At 60.7% G+C, this 22511-nt stretch carries 18 protein-coding genes and 1 riboswitch; of the genes, 2 read left to right on the top strand and 16 right to left on the bottom strand.

Annotation, left to right across the window (positions count from 1 at the left end; all coding sequences use genetic code 11):
* Window positions 1-120 precede the first annotated feature (120 nt).
* The 4 genes from CQR48_RS08730 to CQR48_RS08745 form a co-directional block, all read right to left on the bottom strand.
* Window positions 121-918 (bottom strand): hypothetical protein, encoded by a 798-nt coding sequence (locus tag CQR48_RS08730; RefSeq protein WP_244898985.1) that lies wholly within the window; start codon window positions 916-918, stop codon window positions 121-123.
* A gap of 196 nt (window positions 919-1114) precedes the next feature.
* Window positions 1115-3727, bottom strand: a complete 2613-nt coding sequence (gene pheT / locus CQR48_RS08735) for a phenylalanine--tRNA ligase subunit beta (RefSeq protein ID WP_101452663.1) — start codon at window positions 3725-3727, stop codon at window positions 1115-1117.
* Between the two features lie 7 nt (window positions 3728-3734).
* The gene (gene pheS, locus CQR48_RS08740; protein WP_033493423.1) at window positions 3735-4802 is read right to left on the bottom strand and encodes a phenylalanine--tRNA ligase subunit alpha; all 1068 of its coding nucleotides are present in this window, start codon (window positions 4800-4802) and stop codon (window positions 3735-3737) included.
* Between the two features lie 57 nt (window positions 4803-4859).
* Window positions 4860-5768, bottom strand: coding sequence for a TrmH family RNA methyltransferase (locus tag CQR48_RS08745; protein WP_101452664.1), 909 nt, complete (start codon window positions 5766-5768; stop codon window positions 4860-4862).
* A gap of 542 nt (window positions 5769-6310) precedes the next feature.
* On the opposite strand from CQR48_RS08745, the gene CQR48_RS08750 reads away from it, so the two are divergent.
* Window positions 6311-6883: a TIGR01440 family protein gene (locus CQR48_RS08750; protein ID WP_101452665.1), complete on the top strand. Its 573-nt coding sequence runs from the start codon at window positions 6311-6313 to the stop codon at window positions 6881-6883.
* A 52-nt stretch (window positions 6884-6935) separates the two neighbouring features.
* On the opposite strand, the gene CQR48_RS08755 is transcribed toward CQR48_RS08750, so the two are convergent.
* From CQR48_RS08755 to CQR48_RS08805, 11 genes are all read right to left on the bottom strand, one after another.
* Window positions 6936-7691 (bottom strand): hypothetical protein, encoded by a 756-nt coding sequence (locus tag CQR48_RS08755; RefSeq protein ID WP_143252762.1) that lies wholly within the window; start codon window positions 7689-7691, stop codon window positions 6936-6938.
* 56 nt (window positions 7692-7747) lie between these two features.
* The gene (locus tag CQR48_RS08760; protein WP_143252514.1) at window positions 7748-8467 is read right to left on the bottom strand and encodes a hypothetical protein; all 720 of its coding nucleotides are present in this window, start codon (window positions 8465-8467) and stop codon (window positions 7748-7750) included.
* A 305-nt stretch (window positions 8468-8772) separates the two neighbouring features.
* Window positions 8773-9744 (bottom strand): hypothetical protein, encoded by a 972-nt coding sequence (locus CQR48_RS08765; protein WP_143252515.1) that lies wholly within the window; start codon window positions 9742-9744, stop codon window positions 8773-8775.
* 577 nt (window positions 9745-10321) lie between these two features.
* Complete coding sequence (locus tag CQR48_RS08770) at window positions 10322-12913, bottom strand: ATP-binding cassette domain-containing protein (RefSeq protein ID WP_101452669.1); 2592 nt, start codon at window positions 12911-12913, stop codon at window positions 10322-10324.
* A 207-nt stretch (window positions 12914-13120) separates the two neighbouring features.
* On the bottom strand, window positions 13121-13825 hold the full coding sequence (locus CQR48_RS08775; RefSeq protein ID WP_244898986.1) for an ECF transporter S component: 705 nt from the start codon (window positions 13823-13825) through the stop codon (window positions 13121-13123).
* A gap of 229 nt (window positions 13826-14054) precedes the next feature.
* On the bottom strand, window positions 14055-14684 hold the full coding sequence (locus CQR48_RS08780; protein ID WP_101452670.1) for an ECF transporter S component: 630 nt from the start codon (window positions 14682-14684) through the stop codon (window positions 14055-14057).
* Window positions 14685-14715: 31 nt separating this feature from the next.
* A riboswitch (TPP riboswitch) is annotated at window positions 14716-14825 on the bottom strand.
* A gap of 189 nt (window positions 14826-15014) precedes the next feature.
* Entirely contained in the window at window positions 15015-16187 is a 1173-nt protein-coding gene (locus tag CQR48_RS08785) for a hypothetical protein (protein ID WP_101452671.1), read from the bottom strand.
* Window positions 16184-16951, bottom strand: coding sequence for an ABC transporter ATP-binding protein (locus CQR48_RS08790; protein WP_101452672.1), 768 nt, complete (start codon window positions 16949-16951; stop codon window positions 16184-16186). Before CQR48_RS08790 ends, CQR48_RS08785 begins: the two co-directional genes overlap by 4 nt.
* Window positions 16942-18027, bottom strand: coding sequence for a hypothetical protein (locus tag CQR48_RS08795; protein WP_033507312.1), 1086 nt, complete (start codon window positions 18025-18027; stop codon window positions 16942-16944). The genes CQR48_RS08790 and CQR48_RS08795 overlap by 10 nt, the downstream gene beginning before the upstream one ends.
* Before the next feature lie 68 nt (window positions 18028-18095).
* A complete protein-coding gene (locus CQR48_RS08800; protein ID WP_143252516.1) occupies window positions 18096-18872 on the bottom strand; it encodes a hypothetical protein in 777 nt (258 codons plus the stop codon).
* A 69-nt stretch (window positions 18873-18941) separates the two neighbouring features.
* Entirely contained in the window at window positions 18942-19682 is a 741-nt protein-coding gene (locus CQR48_RS08805) for a hypothetical protein (RefSeq protein WP_101452674.1), read from the bottom strand.
* Between the two features lie 335 nt (window positions 19683-20017).
* Here CQR48_RS08805 and CQR48_RS08810 point away from each other — a divergent pair, with 335 nt between their 5' ends.
* Complete coding sequence (locus tag CQR48_RS08810; protein ID WP_101452675.1) at window positions 20018-20632, top strand: hypothetical protein; 615 nt, start codon at window positions 20018-20020, stop codon at window positions 20630-20632.
* 350 nt (window positions 20633-20982) lie between these two features.
* Here CQR48_RS08810 and CQR48_RS08815 read toward each other — a convergent pair whose 3' ends face one another.
* Entirely contained in the window at window positions 20983-22353 is a 1371-nt protein-coding gene (locus CQR48_RS08815) for a dipeptidase (protein WP_101452676.1), read from the bottom strand.
* Window positions 22354-22511: the final 158 nt, after the last annotated feature.

Below are 22511 nucleotides of genomic sequence, written 5' to 3' on the forward strand. Positions count from 1 at the left end.
GCATATCAATACCGCCAGTATAGCATATCTATACAGAACCATGTATAACTATGCATGGGTGTGTCGCGCACAACGTTCAGGCAACACCACAGCCCGCCGCGCACGCGCAGTCAGGCGCGGTCAGGCGCTCAGCGAATCCGTTCCGCTTCCCGATCCACCGCCGTACAGCTGGTTGCCGATCATCTGGTACAAATCGGCGGAGGTGATGCCTTTGACCAGCATCCACACCCACACCACAGTGATAATCACGTCGATAATGACGGCGGCGATGGCGAAGCCTCGACCTTTCATATGGAAGGTCTTGTCACGCCAGATCGAGACGGCCCCAAGAATCGCCGGAAGGATAGGCAAGCCCATGAGCGCGAACACGAACGACACGATGGCCGAACTGTCCCAGCGCCCGTACAACGGATTGGAAGCGGGGTCGTTGACATCGATACCGTTGAAATACCGTGGCTGATAACCGGGTTGGCCCGGCAACGGCGTACCGTTCCTGCCTTGTTGCGGCCACACACCTTGCGGTCCGTACGGATACGGCCCGTATGGCTGGTTCGGATTCTGCGGTCCCGGCTGGGTGTATTGCCCAGACGGATACTGCTGGGACGGGCCTTGCGGTTGATTGTTCCCCGGCCATTGTTCCTGCTGCGGCGCGCCCGCCCACGGCATTGCCGGCTGGGTGTTGCCGCCCTGTTGCCCCGCAGGAGAAGAATTGGCGTCCTGACGCTTGTTCTTACCGCTGTCGTCATCGTCGCGGCCGAACTGGTAAGGATTGTAATCGGCGGGGAACTGACTGCGCATGGCACCGTATTCCAGTGCTCCGGACCGGCTTGTCTGTGCAGACTGCGCAGAACCGGCGCTCTCGCCCGTGGTCTGCTGCGGTTCAGATGCCGTCTGTCCGGGACGATCGGCTTCGCTCATGGTTCCTCCTCGTTGCCGCGCGATGTTACGCACCGCGGCTGCCGTTGTCCGGCCTGTACGCCGCCCGGTCACAAGGCCGGACAGCCTGAATACACATCTGCCGGCGCCCAATCCGGGAGCCGGCAGAATCAATGGGCTTCCGGGTGTGCGCCGCTTGCGCACACCACGATAGCACCCTTGTCAGCGTAACCGCCGATTATGCACGCAATTGCGCGCCAAGCTCAGCGGCAGCGTCAGTGACGGCCTTACGGACCGTAACGCTGTCTTGTGAGTCGAAGGTCTTGTCCGCGGAGCGGAAGACCACCGAGAACGCAAGCGACTTCTTGCCTTCGCCGAGCTGATCGCCGGTGAATACGTCGAACAGCTGGATGGATTCAAGCTGGTCGCCTGCCGCCTTGCGGATCACGGCTTCAAGCTGAGCGGCGCTCACCGTATCCGGGACGGTGAACGCAAGGTCCTGCTTGACCGGCGGGAAGGTTGAAATCGGCTTGGCTTGCACGGGCTTGCCATCAAGTGTGCCGAACAGCGCGGTCAGATTGAGTTCGAAAGCGGCGGTGTGCGCCGGGAATTCGAGCGCATCGTTGACGTGCGGATGCAGCTCGCCGACCATGCCAACCTCGGTTTCACCGGCCATCACCTTGGCGGCGCGGCCCGGATGCCATTGCGCAGGAACATCGGCGGCCGCCGGCTGCGACAACGTCAGATGCGCGCCCAGACGGTCGCTGATCCGCTGCACGGCCTCGACCGCGTCAGACCAATCGACGTCACGATGCACGCCCAGCCAGCCGGTTTCCTCAGCCTTGCCGGCAAGGATGCCAGCCACGTGAAGCGGCTGGTCCGGCAGACCTGCGTCCAACGCCTTGAGTTGTTCGTCGGTCGGCTTGACGCCGCCGGGGAGCGCCGGGATGGCAGGGGCGTTCGGATCCCACAGGTACACATGCCCGATTTCATACAGGCTGACGTTCTCAATGCCGCGACGCAGATTGCGCTGCACGGTGTGAGCCAAGGTCGGCAGGACTTCGCGGCGCAGGAACGGACGGTCTCCGGCGAGCGGGTTCGCGATTTCCACGCTGACGGGCTTGACCGCGTCGGCGTCATAGGAGAACGCCTTGTAGTCGGCGTCGCCGACGAACGGGTAGCTCAGCGTCTCGACCATACCGTATTCGGCGAGTTCGTTGGCCACCTCACGGCGATGACGCTGGTCAGGGGTCAGGCCGACAGCACCGGATACGGGGGCCGGCGGTACGGTGGTCGGAATTTGGTCGTAGCCGACCAGACGGGCGACTTCCTCGACCAAATCGCACGGCTCGTTCAAATCAGGACGCCACGTCGGCGGGGTGACGGAGAATTCGCCATTGCCGCCGCCGGCGACCATGCAGCCGATATCGGTGAGGATATCACTGATCTTGTTGACCGGAGTATCAAGGCCTGCGACGCGACGAACCTCGTCGGCCTTGAAGTGGATAGGACGACGACGCGCAGGCGTGTTGTTCACGTCGGTAGGATGCTCAGACGGCTCACCGTTGCCGTACTTGGTCATCAGTTCGGCTGCCATCTGCGCGGCTGCCGGCTGCAATGCGAAGTCCACGCCGCGTTCGAAACGCTTCGACGCCTCGGAAGGAATCTTGTGGCGACGGGCAGAACGCGCGATGGTGACCTGGTCGAAATGCGCGGATTCCAGCAGCACGTTCTTCGTTTCGGCGGTCACTTCGCCATACAGGCCGCCCATCACGCCGGCGATGCCGAGGATGCGTGAACCGTGCTGGCCGTTCGGCGAATCCGTAATCAGCAGATCCTCCGGGCTCAGGTCATGGTCCTTGCCGTCGAGCGTGGTGAGCTTCTCGCCCGCCTTGGCGCGGCGCACAACGATCGGGCCTTCGATCTTGTCCAAATCGTAGGCGTGCATCGGTTGGCCCAAGTCAAGCATCACGTAGTTGGTGACGTCCACAGCGAGCGAAATGGACCGCATGCCCGAACGTATCAGACGGCGACGCATCCAGTTCGGCGTATGCGAGGACGGGTCGAAATTGCGCACCGCACGAGCATAATAGCGGTCGCAACCGGGGACACCGTGAATCGGGTTGTCATCTTCGATGGACACTTCGATGTCGGACGGGGTGCCAGCCGCCACAGCGGTCAGATCCGGCGCCTTCTCGTTGAGCTCAATCACCGGATCGGTGAACTTCGCACCGGTGGAATGATGGTATTCGCGCGCCACACCGCGGTAGGAAAGCGTGTACCCGCGATCCGGGGTGATGTTGATCTCGAGGATCGGCTGGTCAAGATGCAGCAGGTGCATCGCGTCGTCGCCGGGCTTGAGCGCCTCATACTCGTCAGGCGTGAAGCCGTAGTTGCGCAGCAGGATGATGCCGTCATGGTTGTCGCCGAGTCCGAGTTCGCGTTCGGAAGCGCACATGCCGTCGGACATATGCCCGTAGGTCTTGCGCGGTTCGATACGGAAATCACCGGGCAGCACAGCTCCCGGCAGCGTGACGACAACCTTCTCGCCGGCGGCCATATTCGGCGCTCCACACACGATGCCGCGCGGCACCTTGTTGCCGTTCTCGTCAACGGCATTGTATTTGTCGCCGACATCCACATGGCACCAGTTGATGGTCTTGCCGTTCTTCTGCGGTTCCGGCGTGGCGTCCACCACGTAGCCGACCACGATCGGACCGGTCACCTGCGAGGCATGGATCTGCTCCTCTTCAAGGCCGACCTTGACGAGATCCTTCGCAAGCTGTTCGTATGTCAGACCCTGGGGAACCTCGACGTGTTCCTTGAGCCAGTCAATATCAACCATAGGCATGGGTCAATCACTCCCCCATCACAAACTGTTCGCTGAAGCGCACGTCACCTTCGACGAGGTCGTGCATGTCGTTGATGTCGTGGCGCAGCAGAAGCGTACGCTCCATGCCGACGCCGAACGCGAAGCCGGTGTAGACCTCCGGGTCAAGCCCCGCGGACTTGAGCACGTTCGGGTTGACCATGCCGCAGCCGCCCCATTCGAGCCAGCCGGCGCCGCCCTTCTTGTCAGGGAACCACAGGTCAAGCTCGGCGCTCGGCTCAGTGAACGGGAAGTAGCTCGGACGCAGACGGGTCTTGGCCTCGGGGCCGAACATGGCGACGGCAAGCTTGTCCAGCACGCCCTTGAGATCGGCCATGGTCAGATGCTTGTCCACCGCAAGCGCCTCGCACTGGTGGAACACCGGGGTGTGGGTGGCGTCGAGCTCGTCCGTGCGGAACACACGGCCCGGGGACGCGATATACAGCGGAACCCCGCGGGTAAGCAGCGCGCGCACCTGGTCGGAGGAAGTCTGCGTACGCAACACCATGTTGGAGCCGACGAAGCCCGCAGCGTCCTTGGCCTGGTTGCCCTTGACGTAGAAGGTGTCCTGCATCTGGCGGGCGGGATGGTCGGGGCCGAAATTCAAGGCGTCGAAGTCATACCACTCGGTTTCCACTTCCGGACCCGCCGAAATCTGCCAGCCCATCGAGATGAAGAAGTCCTCGACATCCTCCATAAGCCTCGGCAGCGGATGGCGTGCGCCCAAGGGCTTACGGCGGATCGGCAGCGTCATGTCAACCGTCTCGGCGGCGAGGGCACGTTGCTCCTCCTCAGCCTTAATCTGCTGCTGCTTGGCGCCAAACGCGCGCCCGAAATCGGCGCGCAGCTTGCCCATGAGTTTGCCGGCTTCCTTCTTCTGGTCGGCGGGGAGCGAGCCAATAGCCTTGCTCGCTTGCGTCATTGCCGATTCCGCACCCGCATACTGGGTTTTGATGGCTTTCAATTCCTCCGAGCTGGAGGCTTTTTCGATCTTCCCGATGCCTTCGTTGACCGCTGCGGTCACCGCCTGTGCATCGAATACCGCGCTCTGTGCCACGAGTACCCTTTCTTATTTCAGTGAAACGTCGCTCTTGCTCAAGCCGTTGTACCGTCTTCACATTTTCCCAATATGACTCGACATAGCTAGGCTCATAAGCATGACCGCCGCACTGGTCGCCAGGTTCAGCGATTCGGCCTTCCCATAAATCGGGATGGCGACAACACGGTCGGCTTGCTCGACCAAGTGGGCTGGCAGACCGCGCGCCTCGTTGCCGAACAGCACGGTAAGCGGACGGCTGGAGTCCTGCAGTTCGTGTTCCAGCATGTGGCCGCGTTCGCCGAGCAGACCCGGCAGCTGTTCGGGGGCCCGATCCGGCGTGCCATGTACGTCGGCGGCGACCAATGTGCTGTGCTCGCCAGCGCACCAACCAAGGAAATCCTGGGTGGTCATGGTCAGGACCGGCACATGGAACAGCGATCCTGCGGTGGCGCGAACGACCTTGGGATTGAAGCGGTCGACGCTGTCATCCACGAAAATCACGGCGTCACAGCCGGCGGCATCGGCGGCGCGGATAACAGTGCCCGCGTTGCCGGGGTCGCGCACCTGCCAGAACGCGGCGACCATGGGATGATCTGACCAGTCGAGGTCATCGGGGTCGTCTTGCATGCGTTCGGTGAGGCCGACGGCGGCGATGCCTTGGCAGTCCCCGCTGATCTGGCGCATGACTTGGGCTGTGGCGCCGTGGATGTACAGGCCGCCCTGCTGGCCCGCCCGCGGGTTGTCAAGCGCCTCGCGGTAGATTTCGGCGATGGTCTGGTTCGCGGGCTGCGGGTCGTCCCCGCTCATCTGCACGTACAGGTCGGTGATGACATCGGGACGCCAGCGAATCGCTTCGCGCACGGATTGCGGCCCTTCGATGAGGAACCGCCCGGAGCGTTCACGCTGCGACTTGGACTCCAAGCCTGCGATCTTGCGCACGCGATCGGCATGCGGATTGCTCAGTATCTCATTGTTCAACGGCATACCGCCCACTGTACGCGGCGGCGGCTACTTGGCGTGGCGTGCGAGGATCCGCTCACACGGCGGGCATCTATCACACCTCAGGCCACCCGCACAGCATCCAACCGGGCCAACGTGTGAGGATTCACTCGCATGATGACCAACTAACACTCCCCCAGACCACCCGCATGCGCTCAACCAGACCAACATGTGAGGATTCACTCACACAATGACGGGCGGGGCGCCAAAATCAACAGAATCCGTCACCCAATTAGGTCACTATGCGAGCGAATCCTCACACAGTGACCGGTAAAGACCTGCAATACCAAGAATTAAAGGAGACAAGGGGCCAACATGTGAGGATTCACTCACACGATGGACACTGTTACAAGCCGCAATTATGGGAGAACACTTCCGCGCAGCTTGCATTCCCATTGCGTAACACTGGGATGGTTCTACCGATTTACCTGAAAGAAGCCGGGGATCCACATGATGAATGATGATTGGTTTGACCGCAGGTGAACCGCAGGGGCGGTGTGCAACGACGCGCTAGTACAATCGGCGGTATGCAGACACAGGATTTTGAACAGATCAGGCAGCAGACCGCGCAAGCGACGCGCGAGGTCCTTGAGGCGGCGCACTTGTCCGCCGGCGATATTTTCGTCATTGGATGCTCATCCAGCGAGGTGCTCGGCGAGCAGATCGGCACCCATACGTCCATGGATGTGGCGCCGTACCTGTTCGAAGGCGCCCAATCGGTACTGAAGCCTGCGGGAATCTTCCTCGCCGCACAATGCTGCGAGCATTTGAACCGCGCGCTGGTCATTGAACGGGACTGCTTGGAACATTACGGCTTCGATCAGGTCAACGCAATCCCTCAGCCCAATCATGCGGGTGGCGCGTTCGGCACCATCGCCTACCAATCGTTCGATCATCCGGTACTGGTCGAAGATATCCAAGCCAAAGCGAAAGCCGGCATCGATATCGGCGGCACGCTCATCGGCATGCATATCCACCCGGTGGTCGTTCCGCTGCGCATTTCCATTGACATGATTGGCAAGGCGCACATCATCTGCGCACGATACCGCCCCAAGTACATCGGCGGCAGCCGCGCGATCTACGACGAAAAGCTGATGTAGGCCCTGACGGCCTCCAGTCACGGGCTGTGTCGGGAAGCCCGCAAGCCCGTGACTATTCGGCCGCCCCAGTCGTCTTGCCGAGCAGCCCGAAGTCAACAGTGGACATGAATATCGTCTGCGTGAGCATCGTACGATAATTCTCACGGACATCGGTAGCGGTACCATCGCTGTTCGTCTGGATATGACGAAGGAAATCAACCATCAGGCATGAGAACAGGATCATCGCTTCTTTCGGATTGCTGCACACCATGCGAATAGACGGCTCCCACATATCCCACAGCTGATTGCCATGTGCAACCGTGGTTCTCCAGCTTCCGCCAAGAATCTGATGTGACCCATTGCCGACCATCGAACCGACAACAGTGTCGGCAATGCCCTGAATGTCAAGATCAGCACCATCCGGGTAAACGTTCCGGTACCCGAACCGCACGAGACCCGCCACGCTGTAATCCTGCATATTGAGCAGATACTGATCCAACGCCGGCCCCATCACCCACCGGCTGCCATCGGCACCCATCACCGTGTCAAGACGCAAACCCGAAGGCACCCCCGAGTACACTGCCGCATACTGCGCGGCATACGCGGCAATGAGTGCCACAGGATCCGCCATCTCACTGACCTGAACAACACCGTTAATCGAGCACATCCGCTCAAGACGCGCGTAGAACGGCCCCTCCGCCACGGCCAGACCATGCAACAGGTCGCGCTGCTTCTCCTTACGCACCCGCGCGAAATAGATTCTGTCTTGCAAGGTCGGCTTGGGCATCGGCTTTGCATACGCCGGCCAGCCGTTCGTTGGTTCGTTCATCATCCCTGCTTTCATTTTGATGATTTGGTTTGTGGTTGGGTGCCGTGCGGGGGCCGCTAGAACCTCCGCCCCCGGTACACGACCTCCTTGAACGTATGCCAGTTACACGCATCCCAATACGCCCGCAGGAACGCCGCATCCGGGATATACGGCCCATTCCCCTGCCCGAAGAACACACGCCTGGCGTTCACCCGACGCTCGCCGACCAGACGGCCGAAATCCTCACGGACCTGCGACCACCCATACTTCACACCGTCGTAGATGAACCCGCCCATGGTCGCACTGCCGCCGCCATGCGGATTATGCGCCACCGGGATACCCCACAGCACGGACCGGCCCGCATCATCAATCGTCACCTTCTCGCCCGGCTTCACCTGCCGGGCGAACCCCTCGGGCGACAAACCAGCCGCGTACGCGTACTCCTTATCGGACGGGACACGCGCACGATACCGGGTCAACGGCACGTCCCACGGGCCCACCAGGTTCCCCTCGCGAACCTTCAGGCCATGCCGGTCCGCCTCATACCAGGTCACACCATCCGGCCACACGCCACCATACGACAGCCAACGGCGGTAATACACCCGCAGCATCGTCGCCAACACTTGCAGCATCCCCTCATCCGGCTCCACCACCTCGCCCAACAGGCGCACATCACGAAAATGCGCCTCATACCAGTCAGCCGGCAGATCATGCACACGAGCCACACGCAGGATCTCATACCGCTCAGGCCGATCATGCAACACATATGACTCCCCCTCGGCGTTCAGCAAATACATCCCCCCACGCCACACAAACACAAACACATGAAACCACCTGGACGGACGAAGGGTCTGATACATCCCCGGGACACCGGCGAGCAGCGCCTCGCCGCCATCACCGACAACCCAGCTCCGGCAATTATCCAGATCCACGCCCAACGCGCGCAGACCATCCATCTCCCGCGGAGACAACAACGTGAACGGACCCTCGACCCTCACCACGGATACCCCTTCAATCAAAGCCAACAAACAATCAGAAAAGAACCTGTTCTTCAAACAATGACCCAAGCGGACACCACGCCCGGCCGCATCGCAACCGCGCCTTACACGGGACTACCCCCGGGAAGAATCTCAGGCAATTCGACAGACACCCCCCGGTATGTCAACCTCAACGGCAACTTGCACACGTAACCCGCATCCCAATACGCGCGCAGGAACGCCGCATCCGGCTCATACCAGTCACGCCAGTCACGCCTGCGATTGAAGAACACATGCCTTGCGTTCACCCGCCGTTCGCCGACCGGGCGTGCAAAATCCTCACGGACCTCACGCCACCCATACGCGACGCCGTCGTAAATGAACCCGCCCATGGTCCCGCTGCCGCCGCCATGCGGATTATGCATCACCGGGATACCCCACAGCACGGACCGGCCCGTATCATCGATCGTCACCGCCCTACCCGGCTTCACTCGCCGGGCGAACCCCTCGGGCGACGAACCAGCCGCATACGCGTACTCCACCTCGGACGGGACACGCCACCGATACCGGGTCAACGGCACATCCCACGGGCCAACCAAGCCGCCCTCACGCACCTTCAAACCAGACCTGTCAACATCCTCCCAGATCACACCATCCGGCCACACACCACCATACGACAGCCAGCCGCGATAATGCACCCGCAGCATCGCCGCCAAGACTTGCAGCATCCCCCTGTCCGGCTCCACCGTCTCGCCCAACAGGCCCACATCACCGAAATCCGCCTTATACCAGTCAGCCGGCAGACCATCCGGACGCGACAACGCATACACGTCATACTCATCCGAACCATCATCGCCCCCCTTCCAATCGATATTGGCCAGCAACAATACGCCACGCCACACAAACGCATAGACGGGATAGAAATCCCGACCCCAAATGCCTGGCAACCACTCGCCACCGGAGGTATCCGCGAGCAGCGCCTCGCCGCCACCACCGACGACCCAGTAATCGCAATGCTCCAGATCCACGCCCAACGCGCGCAGACCATCCATCTCCCGCGGAGACAACAACGTGAACGGACCCTCGACCCTCACCACGACAACCTCTTCCCACCCCAACACAAGCGTTAGGACTCGCTGTTCTTCAACCTTCTTCTCTCTTGACGGTACCGGAATGTCTCACACGTCTCGGTAACGACACGCGAGACACTCCACATTTCAACAACGTCAAACCTTTGACTTTTTCGCTCCCATCCCAGCAGCTTCAACATGCCATATATCAGAACAGCATGCTAACTACTCCGACACGTCCCCCAGATCATGTCCCAAATGTTGCCACATGCAACACCACGACTGAGAGCGCCCGACGCAGAACCAACGCCGATCTCCTGCGCACCCAAGGCGGCAGAGAGCACATATCTTGTCTTTTCGTAGTACCTTCGGAAGCGTTTCTTCATTATCGGGGTTCGCACATGTCCAACACCGCAAGTACATCACGCGGAATATCAACACACCTACCGCCGAATCCGGATACAACGAACCCTGCTAAGCGCGTTATCTTCCGGCAAGTACTACAGATACCGCAGATAACAGCAGATCTGCGGCCCCTCTGTGTATCACACCGATGCGTCATCGGGCACCGGGAAGACCTCCACATCGTTCACCATGACTGCGATCACTTGCCGCCAAAGAAGCTGAACGCGCCGAACCACACCGACACCGCGAGCGCAATCATTGGCACCGCGAAGCAGCACACGAGGAACACCCGGTCGCGTGTCCCGCTCATGCTGACGCGTGCATGGCTGCGAGGCCCGTCGCCGCCGAATCCACGCGCCTCCATCGCGGTCGCCAGCGTGGTCGAACGCCTGATGGACAGCACCAGCAAGGCGAACGCCTGCGGGAAGAACGCCTTGAACGCGTTGTCGTCACCGAGTCCGCGCGAACGGCGTGACGCGGTGAGCGCCGCCCAGTCGTCGCGTAGCACGGAAAACAGGCGCATACCGGCGAGCCCGCCATAGACGAATCGGTCTGGCAAATGCAGAATCTGGCTGAACGCGTCCGCCAGATCGGTCGCGTCAATGCCCAACACCAGAATAATCGCGGGAATACCGACCGCCAGAATGCGCAAGCCGGTAGCCAAGGCAAGCCACGCCGACCGTTCACTGACGGTGATCATGCCCCAATGCCACCAGACGGCTCCCCCCTGTTTGCCGTACAGCAGTACGGCGAGCGCCGAACCTGGCGCCCCGATGAATACCGGCCACGTGGATTTGACGACCCGCAGCGGTTTGAGCCCGAGGCAAGCGAGCGCCAGGAATTCGATGACAAGTGCGGTGCATGCGGACACCCAGTCGAGGCTGAAAATAAGCGGCAGGGAGGCGAGCAGGGCGCCGAAGAGCCGGTAGGCGGGGTTGATGGATGCGATGACGCTTGACCTGCTGGAGGCACGCGGCTGTTCGTGGCGTTCGTTGACCGGGCTGACGCGGATGGTTTGCTCGTCGTCCCATTGGCCGTGCCCGCCTTGCGGGATGAGTTCGATGACTCGTGCGCCGAGCGCGGTGACGAGCTCATGGTCGTGGGTGACGACGATGATGCTGACGCCGTCGCCGCGCAGCCCGTGGATGAGGTGGACGATCTGCATCCAAGTGCGGCGGTCCTGCCCGAACGTCGGTTCGTCAAGGATGAGCACGCGTGGGGCGGCGGCGAGCGCTGCGGCCACGGTGAGTCGGCGTTTTTCGCCTCCGGACAGCGTGTACGGGTTGACGTTCTCGTACCGGCTGAGGTTGAAGCGTTCGAGCAGGTCGTGCGCGCGGCGGCGGGCTTCGTCGGGTGCGATGCCGGTGCGCAGCGGTCCGAGCATGACTTCGTCGATGACGCTGCCTCGGGCGAACTGGTGCTCGGGGTTTTGGAAAACGTAGGAGATGCGGGAGGCGAGTTCGGTTGATTTCCAGTTGATTGGCTGGGTGCCGTGCGCGTTCCCGGCGAGTTCGCGGCTGGCGTTAACGGAGCTTTCGAGCGGTTTGAGCAGGCCGGCAAGGGTCAGGGAGAGCGTGGATTTTCCGGCGCCGTTCGCTCCGACGAGCGCGGTGATCTGCCCGGGTTTGAATGCGAGGTTGATGTCGCGTGCAATGGCGTCTTCACTGTGCCCGATGCTCAGGCCGCTGGTGGTCAGAATCGGCTCGCCGGTGCCGGTTGCCGGATCGTATTCGGGTTCACTGTCGGTGTGGATGCGGGTGATGGCGTCTTCGGGGCGCTGGTAGCGTTTGGGCAGCCAGATGCCAAGGCCGGCGAAATCGATGCTGCGGTCGGAGAAGATCTCGTCCGGAGTGCCGTCGGCGATAATCACCGTACGCTGGTCGCCGTGGCGGCCCACTTCGGCTTCGTCGCCCTGCTGGGTGATGACGGTGCCGCTGCCCGGTTCGCCTTGTTCGCCGGATTCCGCCGTTTCCCCCGCTCCTCCGGATTCCCCGGTCTTGCTCGCAGGCTGGCTGTCTTGCAATCCGAGAACGATGACCCTGTCAATCATGTCAATCCATGGTTCCGCACGGTGTTCGACGAGCATCATGGTCGCGTGCGTACTGTCGAGTACGTGACTCACCGCGCCGACGATCTGGTCCACACCGTCCGGATCGAGGTTGGCAGTGGGCTCGTCCAACAGCAGGACGCCCGGCTGCATGGCAAGTGCTCCCGCAAGGGCGAGGCGCTGCATTTGCCCGCCGCTCAAGTGCATGGTGGAACGGTCAAGCTGGATGCCGTGCATGCCGACCGCGTCAAGGCTGTCGCGGACGCGCTGCCAGATCGCTTCGCGCGGCACGTTGAGATTTTCCGGGCCGAACGCGACATTGTCACCGAGCCGTTCGAAAATCGCCTGCGCATCCGGGTCCTGCAAAACAAGGCCGACGCGTCCTCTGGCCTGGCTGACGGGCGTGCCGTCGACGGTGACACTGCCCTCGGTGAGCCCGCCGTCCGCGTCAATGGTGCTGGTCGTGCCGTTGGCGGCGGTGTTCACGCTTTCGATATCGCCGCCGAGCAATCCGGCCGCGCCTTCGAGAATGGTGGATTTCCCTATGCCGGACGCCCCGAGCAGCAGTACGCGCTGGCCGGGTTCGATGCTCAGGTTGAGGCCGCGGACGGCGAAGTGGCGGCGTGAAGCATGCCGGTAGCCCCAATCATGGAATTCGAGGCGCGCCGGTTGTGTCGATACCGATATCGGTTGTATCGATCCTGCCGTCATCGTGCTGCTGTTGTCGTGTTCGCTTGACTTCATCGCGTCCTGTGTCCTGCCGTCTTCGAATGCGCTGGCGCGGAACCGTTGTTCTGCCGTCGTTCGCTACTGTATCGCGAGCCGCCGTCCGCCGGATCACGGTTCCACCCCATGCCTACTGTGCTGTACTGCCATACTGTGCTGCCGTGCACTTGAACAGTTCCGTCGAAGTGCCGGCGCTTGGAGCGAGACTCATCGCCTCGCGGTTATTCAGGCTGCCGCCCTCACTTCGCGCCCTGATGCGAACTTGTCCAGCGCACCGGTCCGCGCAATCGCCCGATACAGGTACCACACCACGATGCCGGCGAATACGATGCCGGAAATCACGGACGTGACCAGATAGATGGTGATGTACTGACCGGTGAACGCCTGGCCGCGCATGAAAATGTCATGCAGCCACACGGCGACCCCGGCGAACGCGCCGGACAGCATGGTAATCGGCACGTTCCACACGCGGTATAGCACTATGAGGAACGCGAGTTCGGCGAACGCGCCCTGCATCAGCGACGTGCTGAACGTGTCCATGCCCGTCCACTGGTTGCCCATCAGGCTTTCGATGACCCCGCCGAGCAGTTCCGCGTACGTGGCGGCGCCGGGCTTGCGCACGATGACCGCCGCCAAGGGGCCGGCGAACAGCCACAAACCGTTATAGATGCCTTGGAATCCGGGCATAACCAGGCCGATCAGGTCGCCGACACCCAGTGAATAAATCAGGGACACCAGCCAGAAGATCAGTGCGCTGGCCACGCCGATCACCGACGCGACGGCGATATCGACGACGCGCCACCTCAGGCTGGGACGACCCGCTGCCACCGGGGTCGCCTCGGGTTGAACAGTTGCCGAATTGCCAGTAGATGTCGCTGTGGCGACGGATGCGTTGGATGTATTGGATGCGTTCGAAGAGTTGTTGCTCATATTCATGTCTTCCTATGCGATGCCGGATTTCGATGATGCCCGGCACAGGTTGGTATATCGCTGCAATGATCCCGAAACCGCCCACCCATACTGGTGGCGGGTCTTATGCCGCTGACTTGCGAAGCCGTATCGGCGCTCCGCCGCAAGCCCCGGGGATTCAGACGTTGACGCTTTCAGATGGTGCTGTCAGACGGTGATTTCAGAGGTGGATTTCAGACGGTGTTGTCTCTCAGGCGCTGATACCGCGCACCTCACGCCCTGACGCGAACTTGTCGAGCGCACCCGTCCGCGCGATCGCACGGTACAGGTACCACATGAGGATGCCGGCGATCAACAGGCCAGACACCACAGTGGTAATCAGGTAGACGATGCCGTAGGACCCGGCAAGATTGATGCCCTGAAGATTCTCGATGAAGCTGTACGCCCAGCATCCGACCCCGGACAGCGCGCCGGACAGGGTGACAACCGGCAGGGTCCACTTGCGGTAGCGTACAATCGCGAACGCAAGCTCCGCGCACACGCCCTGTACCAAGGCGATGAGGAATGTGGCGAGACCGCCCCACATGTTGCCCATCAACGCTTCAAGAATGCCGGCGACGACCTCTGCATACACTGCGGCGCCCGGCTTGCGCACGATGATGGCGGCCAAAGGGCCGGCGAACAGCCACAATCCGTTGAAGAGGCCAGGCAGACCGGGGACGATCGCGTCCAGCGCGGTCCAAGGTGCGGCGGTCAGCAGGGCGACCAGCCAATAAATCAGCGCGCTGGCCACGCCGATCACCGATGCGACGGCGATGTCGACGACACGCCACTTGAGATTCACTGTGGATGATGCTGCGGTATTCGCGGCTTGTGTCATGATATGTGCCTTTCTTGAACGGTTGTTCTCAGGCACGGGAAGAACGACGTCCGTGCGCCGGCATTGCCCGGTTCACGTTCATTCGGTCGGAGGAAACCCCCATCTCAGCCTGGCTGTAGCCAAGCCCCCGTGTCGATTGTTCAGTGTAGGGGCACCCCATGATTTTGCACGGTCCGCATGATTCCACATGCGGTATCACGCGGGAGCGGCGGTCTTCCCTCTCCAACCTACGCCCGGCCGGAACCAGCGGCTCGCAGATACGCCAGTATTTTGGATGTCCTGCAACCCACACCACACAGGAACCGCCCACCGCGCGCCCAACCCGCACCCCTACCGGCTCTTGAAGAACCGCAGCAGCTGGGACTCCCGCACGCTGAGTCCGGCGAGGAACGTCGCGGCCATCGCCCCGGCGAACGCGGTGGCGGGGATTCGGCAGGCCGCGATGAAGATGTTCATCCAGCCGTCGGCGGACATGCGCCAGCAGTACGCGCACAGCAACGCCAGGCACGCTATGGTCGCCAGTCCCGCCCAGATCAGCGTTTCCAGAGTCATTTCGAGCAGTTGGGCACCTTTGGTTTGCCCTACGTGCAAGGCACCCGCGTATTCCAGTCGTCTACGCCGCACGGAAATCACCCCGGCAATCACCCCGACCGCCAGTGAGACGTACGGCAACCATACCGTCATGCGGTTCTTATAGCTGGAGTACGCATTGTACCGGGAGTCGAAGGATTTGTTGACCTGCGCGACCGTCGTGTTTCCGCCCGTTCCCGAAACGATCGCCGTCGAATACAGCAGGTCGTTGGTTTGTTCGCTGACCGGCCACTGCTTCGCCCAGCATTCGGTGAATTCGCCGGAGGATGCCGAGACCGGGATCATCGCGGCATAGGCGAATCTGGTGTCACGGCCGTCGTTGGGCCAGGAGAATACGCCGGCGATGGTCATATCGCCACGGTTGGTTTGCATGACGCTGCCTTTGACCAGTCCGAAATCATGCGAAACGTCGGTTGAAATCCATATTCCCGAGGTGTCGGCGGTCTCGTTCACTTCCTGTTGCGTTGATGTCGCCCCTTGTTGCGCAGACGAGGATGCAGAAGACGAAGACGAGGACGCAGACGACGATACCGCGTTCGCCGTTTTCTGCCCGGATGCCAGCAGTTTGATAAAGCCCGGGGTCACTTCGTACGCGGGCAGTTCCATGCCGGGCGTCGAAGACGCGGTGATGCTTTCGGCAGCGCGGGCCGCTCCTGCAAGACTTGGCCCGTTGTGGACCATTTCAAGCCCGTCGCACGCTTGGCCATCGACGCTTGCACCGATAAGGGCTTTCGTATCGGCGTTCGAACTGATGCGCGTGATCGCTTCCTGTTCGAGCTGCACGATGGACATGGCTTCGTACCCGCCGAGAAGCACGCCGGTGATGAGCATGACGAGGAAAAACCATGCCGCCCGCGTGGTTCCCGCGCTGATGTTTCGCACGGCTTCGGAGCAGATTGACCGGAGATTCATGACCTAACCCCCTCGCTTCCATCGGCGCTTCCGCCCACGCTTCCAGCAACGCTTCCAGCAGCGTTCACATCGACATTTCCGACCGCGATCTCTGCAGCGCCCCCGTCCACACGTGCAGCAGCGCTCTGGCCCGCGTCCCCATCCGCGTTTTCAGCACCGACCGGCGCGTAATCAGCCAAATCGATGACCCGGTCGCACGCGTCCCTGGCACGCGGGTCATGCGTCGCCACGACCACGATCATGCCTTGCCCAGCGAGATTACCCAACACTTCGCTCACGGATGCCGCCGTTCGCGTGTCCAGCTGCGCGGTCGGCTCGTCGACGAGCAGCACATCAGGGTGCGAGCATACGGCTCTGGCGAGCATCAACCGTTGCGCTTCGCCGCCGGAGAGTTCGGAAAACCTCCGGTCCGCCGCATATTCCAGATCGAACAGTCCCATGGCTTGCAACGCTTCAGGGATCGCTTCACGCCTGCTCATGCCGTGGCACAGCAGCGGGAAGACCACGTGGTCGAGCGCGGTCCGCTCCGGAACACCGTAGGGGTTTTGGAATACCCACCCGATGCGGTGGATGTCGTCGCGTTCGACTTGCCCCGCCCATGGTTTCACCCATCCCGCGAGGATCGACAGCAAGGTGGATTTACCACATCCGGAAGGCCCGCACAGCGCGACGGTCTGCCCCGGGCTGATTTCGAAATCGAGATGTTCGAACAGAATATCCGTTCCGGGGAAACGGTGTGCCAGGTCTATTGCTTTCAGGAGCATGTTGCGCCCGCGATCTTCGACCCGATTTCCACCGAGGTGATGGATGCCGTGCTGCCGCCGTCATTGAGCTGCACAAGACTGACGCCTAGCGAAGAGCCGACAACGGTGACGGCATGTTTCGTCCCGCCCGTGGTCATGATGCACCCTTTGCTTCCGTTCAGGCCGAATACGGCGCCCGCGGGCACGCGAAGCGCTTCAATGGATTGCGCCAGGGAGAGCGTGCCACTGATGCCCGCCGCAAGCGTGTCCTTTGTCTGGGTTCTGTATTCCTCCGTCGCCGAAACCTGTTTGAGGTAGTCGGCGTTGTCGATGGCGGTCTGGCCTGCGGGCAGCGTGGTCGATTGGCCGAATACGGTGATTACCCGATCCTGGTCCGAGGGGTTCGTGTTCTTGATGCTGAGTTTGACCAAAGCCCCTGGAATATCGCCGATCTGCGACCCTTGGGTGACGCTTGCGCCTGTGGTTCCCTGCCAGTTGCTGACAGTGACGCTCTGCTCGGGAATCCATAGGATGTCGCTGAGCAGGAGCGTACCGTCGCTGTCCGAACCGTTGTCCGCCATGAGGCGTTTCCACCCCTGCTGGGTGTTCCATGAGTACCGGTCGCTGTCGGCGTCGGATTGATAGCCGAGCCGGGACAGCTCATTGTTCAGCGCACGCACGTCCTGCCCCCGGTCTTCCACGTGCAGGTCACGGTACAACGGCAGGGCCGTGTTCAGGGCGATGACGGCACGGTCGTTGACGCGCATGCAGGCATGGCCGGAAGATAGCCCGTTGCCTGAATAATCCGCTGTCACGGTGCCGGTGCTGTTGCCCAGAATGGTCCTGTCGCTGGCGATGCTGGGGATCAGTGTGACTGTTTGCGCGCCATTGTACTGCTGCGTTGACACTTTGGCTTGCGTCACTTCTCCGGATGTGCCCAGTAGTGCGGGCGGACGGTCGGGCATGAACATCGCGCACGCCCCCGCGGTGATTGCGGCGGCCACCACGATGGACATGATGACCCACGCCGCAATATTGACATGCCGGCGGCGTTTGTTGTCGACTTTGCCTTTGACACCACGCTCATGACGAAACATCGATGTTCCCCTTCTCTTGTTGCTAACGGACTATCGTATACCGGCAATCGGTGTGGATGATGCGCGGTCTATCCCAACGGTTTCCAGTACGACGCCTGATCTGACGTTTCGGCATACCCGTACTGATACAGCGCAAAGCATTCCTGTGCTTCTGCACTATGGAAGAATTCCGGGGCCGAGTCGCTCGACGTATCCTTCGAGAACTGGTCTTTCGAATACGATGTCGGGACAACGTTTTTCTTAATCAGGCAATCGACAATAAGCTGATGATAATCCGTAGACAGTTCGGCATTGCCCTCCTGCGTACGATACAGTAAATCAACATTCATCATTTCATGCCCGATGCAATACGATAAATCTTTGTCAAGTTTCTTGCTTTGCGAATCTGTCAAGCCAGCATAATTCATAGCGGGCATGGAATAGAACCCACCATATGAAAGGGGTTTCGGATCGGTCCAGCCACGATTCACGATGCAGGAACGAAAGTTCATCCAAGACTGCTCGTAGTCCGAACGCGATATTTTACCATTGTTCTTTGTCGCACGTACGATGATGTCCCGCTGCTGGGTGCTCATAACATCATCGCTGTCCTTTTTCTCTTTTTTCAAGGTATTGTCATCATTCAGCATTCGTTTTGCCAACGCTTGCAGTGAAGAAGCAAGATGGCCACTATCTTCCCCAAAATCCGGATCAGCACTGGATTGAGAAGCAGAAGGTTCCCCTGAAGTGTTAGCCTTGCCTGCCTGCGTCTTCCCAGACCACGGCGCGGAACATGCACTGGCGCAGGCCCCGACGCAAACAATAACGGCAACAATACCGATTATTCTCTGCCATACACATCTCATCACCCATCACCTTCTTTGGACTATTGCAGATTTCATCATCGAATACTGATATCAACTATTCTGGCTTGTTCAAGATATCGGTTTCCATACCGGTTCCGACGTTCCCGCATCGTCGTTGAAATAGAAGCCTTGGGCGAAGAAGCAGGATTGGACGCGCTCATCGCTTATGGAAAATGATGTCGGTCCCACGTATTTCTCTCCTGGGGACCAGTCATCTCCCATTTCCTTCTTGTATTGTTCCTTAGTGAACGACACGGGAACTACACCATTCTTGATGAGGCAGTCAACAATCAGTTGATCCGTATCGGAAGACAAACCAGGATTACCAACTTGCGTACGGTACAGCGAGTCTACATTGGTCTTGTATTTGAATGCACAATCCTGAATGTCTTCGAACAATCTGTCTGACTGCTCCTTACTCATCCCTTTCGTATTGACCTGTGGTTCACCGTACAAGTCCCCATGCTGTATCACGGGCGGGGACGTCCATCCCCGTGAAGTGATGCACGTGCGATATGTGCTCCACGCCTGCTCATAGTCAGCGCGTGTAAGCTTACCGTTGTTCTTGACGGCACGCTCGATGGTTTCTTTCTGCTCGTCGGCCATCGACGGGTGTTTTGCATCCGCATCCAGCAAGAATTGAGCATATTCTTGCAAGGACGACGCTATCTTCCCGCCCGTCTGTGACGCCGACGCTGAAGGAGACGAGGTAGTTTCCTGCTTCTGTGCAGAAGTGCGCATCGAACAGCCAGACAGCACCATCGCCATCGCAAGACCAACCGCAACAACATGCATCATCTTGGGCTTCATGGCATTCTCCCCTTCCTATGCGCTCCGCCATCGGAGTCGTTATGCCAAGCCCCCCCACTGACTAACCAGCAAAGGAACATATTGCTTTCAGTATAGCCTATCCCAGCGGTTTCCAGTAGGCGCTTTCATCTCGCGCGTCGTTCGCAGAGTATCCGTATTTCACCAGGCAGACTGCCGGGAACGTTTGCCGTATTTTCCGGGTTCATTTATGAAATATCATTGTGAATTGACATTGGCGTCAGACATCGAGCAGAGCAAAGGAGGGGTGTTTGCATACGGAATTTGCAGAGTATTACGGCAGTGAATACCAACCCAACTATGGAAAGCGTGCTGAAATGAAGAAACAACCACGGCTCGTGAAGCCGATTTTGGCAATGATGGCGGCCTTCTCGCTGGCTCTTGGCGTCGGCGCCTGCGGTTCCGGCAGCACACCGACCCAGACCGGTGGGAGCACTACGGCAAGCGAAAACGGAACATCCCGCGCTAAAATGTACGACTCCGTCAAAGCGATCACGGATGATTCCGATTTGGTGGTCGTCGGCACCGTCGCCGATCAGAAAGTCGTCCAGGACATCGACGATGAGACGGACTTCACCCTCTCCACGGTCAAAGTCATCACGACGAAGAAAGGCGATGCCGGCGATGAGACCGTCGTTGTCCGCCAGACCGGTTCAACCAAGAACCAGACCGCGGGGGCAATGATGGAAACCGGATCGACCTACCTGCTGTTCCTCGTACACAGCGGACTGTCCGGCGACCTCGCCTCGCAATACTACGTGACAGGCGCGGACGCCGGCATCTACCTCGCCCCCGACACTGCGAAGGCGAAGGCGCAGACCGGCACGGCAACCGAACAGGATATCAGCGGGGAGACCTTCAACCGGGTGAACAGCGACTCCGGCGACAACCTGCCCGCAACGCTGACCGTCAACGAAGTGCCAGCAAGCTGACAGGCTGCGGGCGGCAGGCTGGTGGGGATCGTTATGCGAGCGAATCTGTGTTGTTATGTATGCCAGAACATGCGCAACATGACATTTGCCCTGCAACCAACGACCAACACCAGCCAATCCACCCTCTGACGCATGCCGAGACATACGCAGCACCCCGAACACACCTCAACCAGCTCCCCGAACCAACCAATCAGCACCGTCACGCATGCCAAGGCATACGCAACCACCCGCAACCACACAACAGGCGGTGGTGCCGACACCGGCATCCACGCCAGCACCGGCACCACCGCCTCACCGAAGGGAACGGACAAGCGCGATCGATCACTTCGACCGCGGCACCCGCCGCCGCATCACTGCCCGAGTTTGGCGAGCAGTAGCGCCTCGGCGACCACGTTCTTCTTCAATCCGGGCAGGCTGACCGACTCGTTAGGGCTGTGCGCATTGGATTGCGGGTCTTCAGGCCCGGTCACCAGCACTTGCGCCTTCGGGAAGATCCGCTGCAATTCAGGGATGAACGGAATGGAACCGCCCTCACCCTTGTTGATCGGCTCCACGCCGAACGCCTCACGCATGGCGGCGAGCGCATCCTCGGTCGCTTCGGCGTCAGGGTCCATGGCCCACCCCATGCCGTTGTCCAGCGGGGTCACGGTCACGCTCGCACCGAATGGCGCGTGCGCGGTGAGGAAATCGGCGACCGCCTGCTGCGCCTCTTCAGGTCGTTGACCGGGGGCGGTGCGCACAGACAGGCGGAATCGTGCCTCGTTGGCGATGACATTGAACGATCCGTCAACCGGGTGCGCGTCGAATCCGATGACCGTGGCACTCGGCTTGGTCCACAGGCGAGAGGCAAGCGAACCGGTGCCGGCGAACCGGTAGCCGGGCACGAGGGACGTGTCGGAACGCACCTTGTCGGGGTCGAGATCCTGCTGCAGGCCGCCGACCGGCTCTTGGGAGAGCAGTCCGGGGATGTTGAGCTCGCCGTCCGCGTTGTACATGGAGGCGATGAGCATGGCTGCGAGCGTGTTCGCGTCGAGGATCGGCCCGCCGTACTGCCCGGAGTGGACGGGATGGTCGAGGACTTTCACGCTCACGTCGAGCGTGGTGTTGCCGCGCAGGCTGGTGGTCAGGCTGGGGATGTCCGGGGTCCAGTTGCCGGAGTCCGCGACGATGATGACGTCGGATTCGAATTCGTCGCGGTGCGCTTCGATGAAGGGGATGAAGCTGCGCGAGCCCATTTCCTCTTCGCCTTCGAAGAACACTTTGATATTGACGTGCAGGTCATCGCCGAGCGCGTTGAGCGCGCCTGAGTGGATGGCGATGCCGCCGCCGTCGTCGCAGGTGCCGCGCCCGTAAAGGCGGTCGCCCACCTGGGTGGCGGTGAAGGGGTCGTCGATGTTCCAGTCCGCAGGATTCGGGGCGGGCTGCACATCGTGGTGCGCGTACAGGAGCACGGTGGGCGCTTTCGGGTCGACGATATGCGAGCCGATGACTTCCCATGCTCCCGGGGTGCCGTCTGGGTTGGTGGACTGTTCGACATGCGCATCGATACCGACCTTGCGCATTTCGCCGGCGACGAATTCAGCCGAACGCTTCATATGCTCGCCGGTGATGCCTTGCGCTGACACGGCTTTAAGCGCGATTTTCTCTTTGAGCAGGTCGACGATCCTGGTCCAGTCGGCTTCTACGCGTGCGCGGACGGTCTGTTCATTCAACGCGGTCATGGGTTCTCCTTATATATCTGGTCATCGTGTGTGCGATGTGTGATGTGTCGCCGCCGCGCACCATCCGCATACCGTATTACCGTGATACCGTGGCGTTCGGCAGTTCCCATCGGGCTGGTTTTCGGCGGTTCCGGGCGGATTGCCGGGCTGCGAGCGTC

This window comes from Bifidobacterium thermophilum, from assembly GCF_002846655.1.
In the GTDB taxonomy this organism is placed as follows: domain Bacteria; phylum Actinomycetota; class Actinomycetes; order Actinomycetales; family Bifidobacteriaceae; genus Bifidobacterium; species Bifidobacterium thermophilum.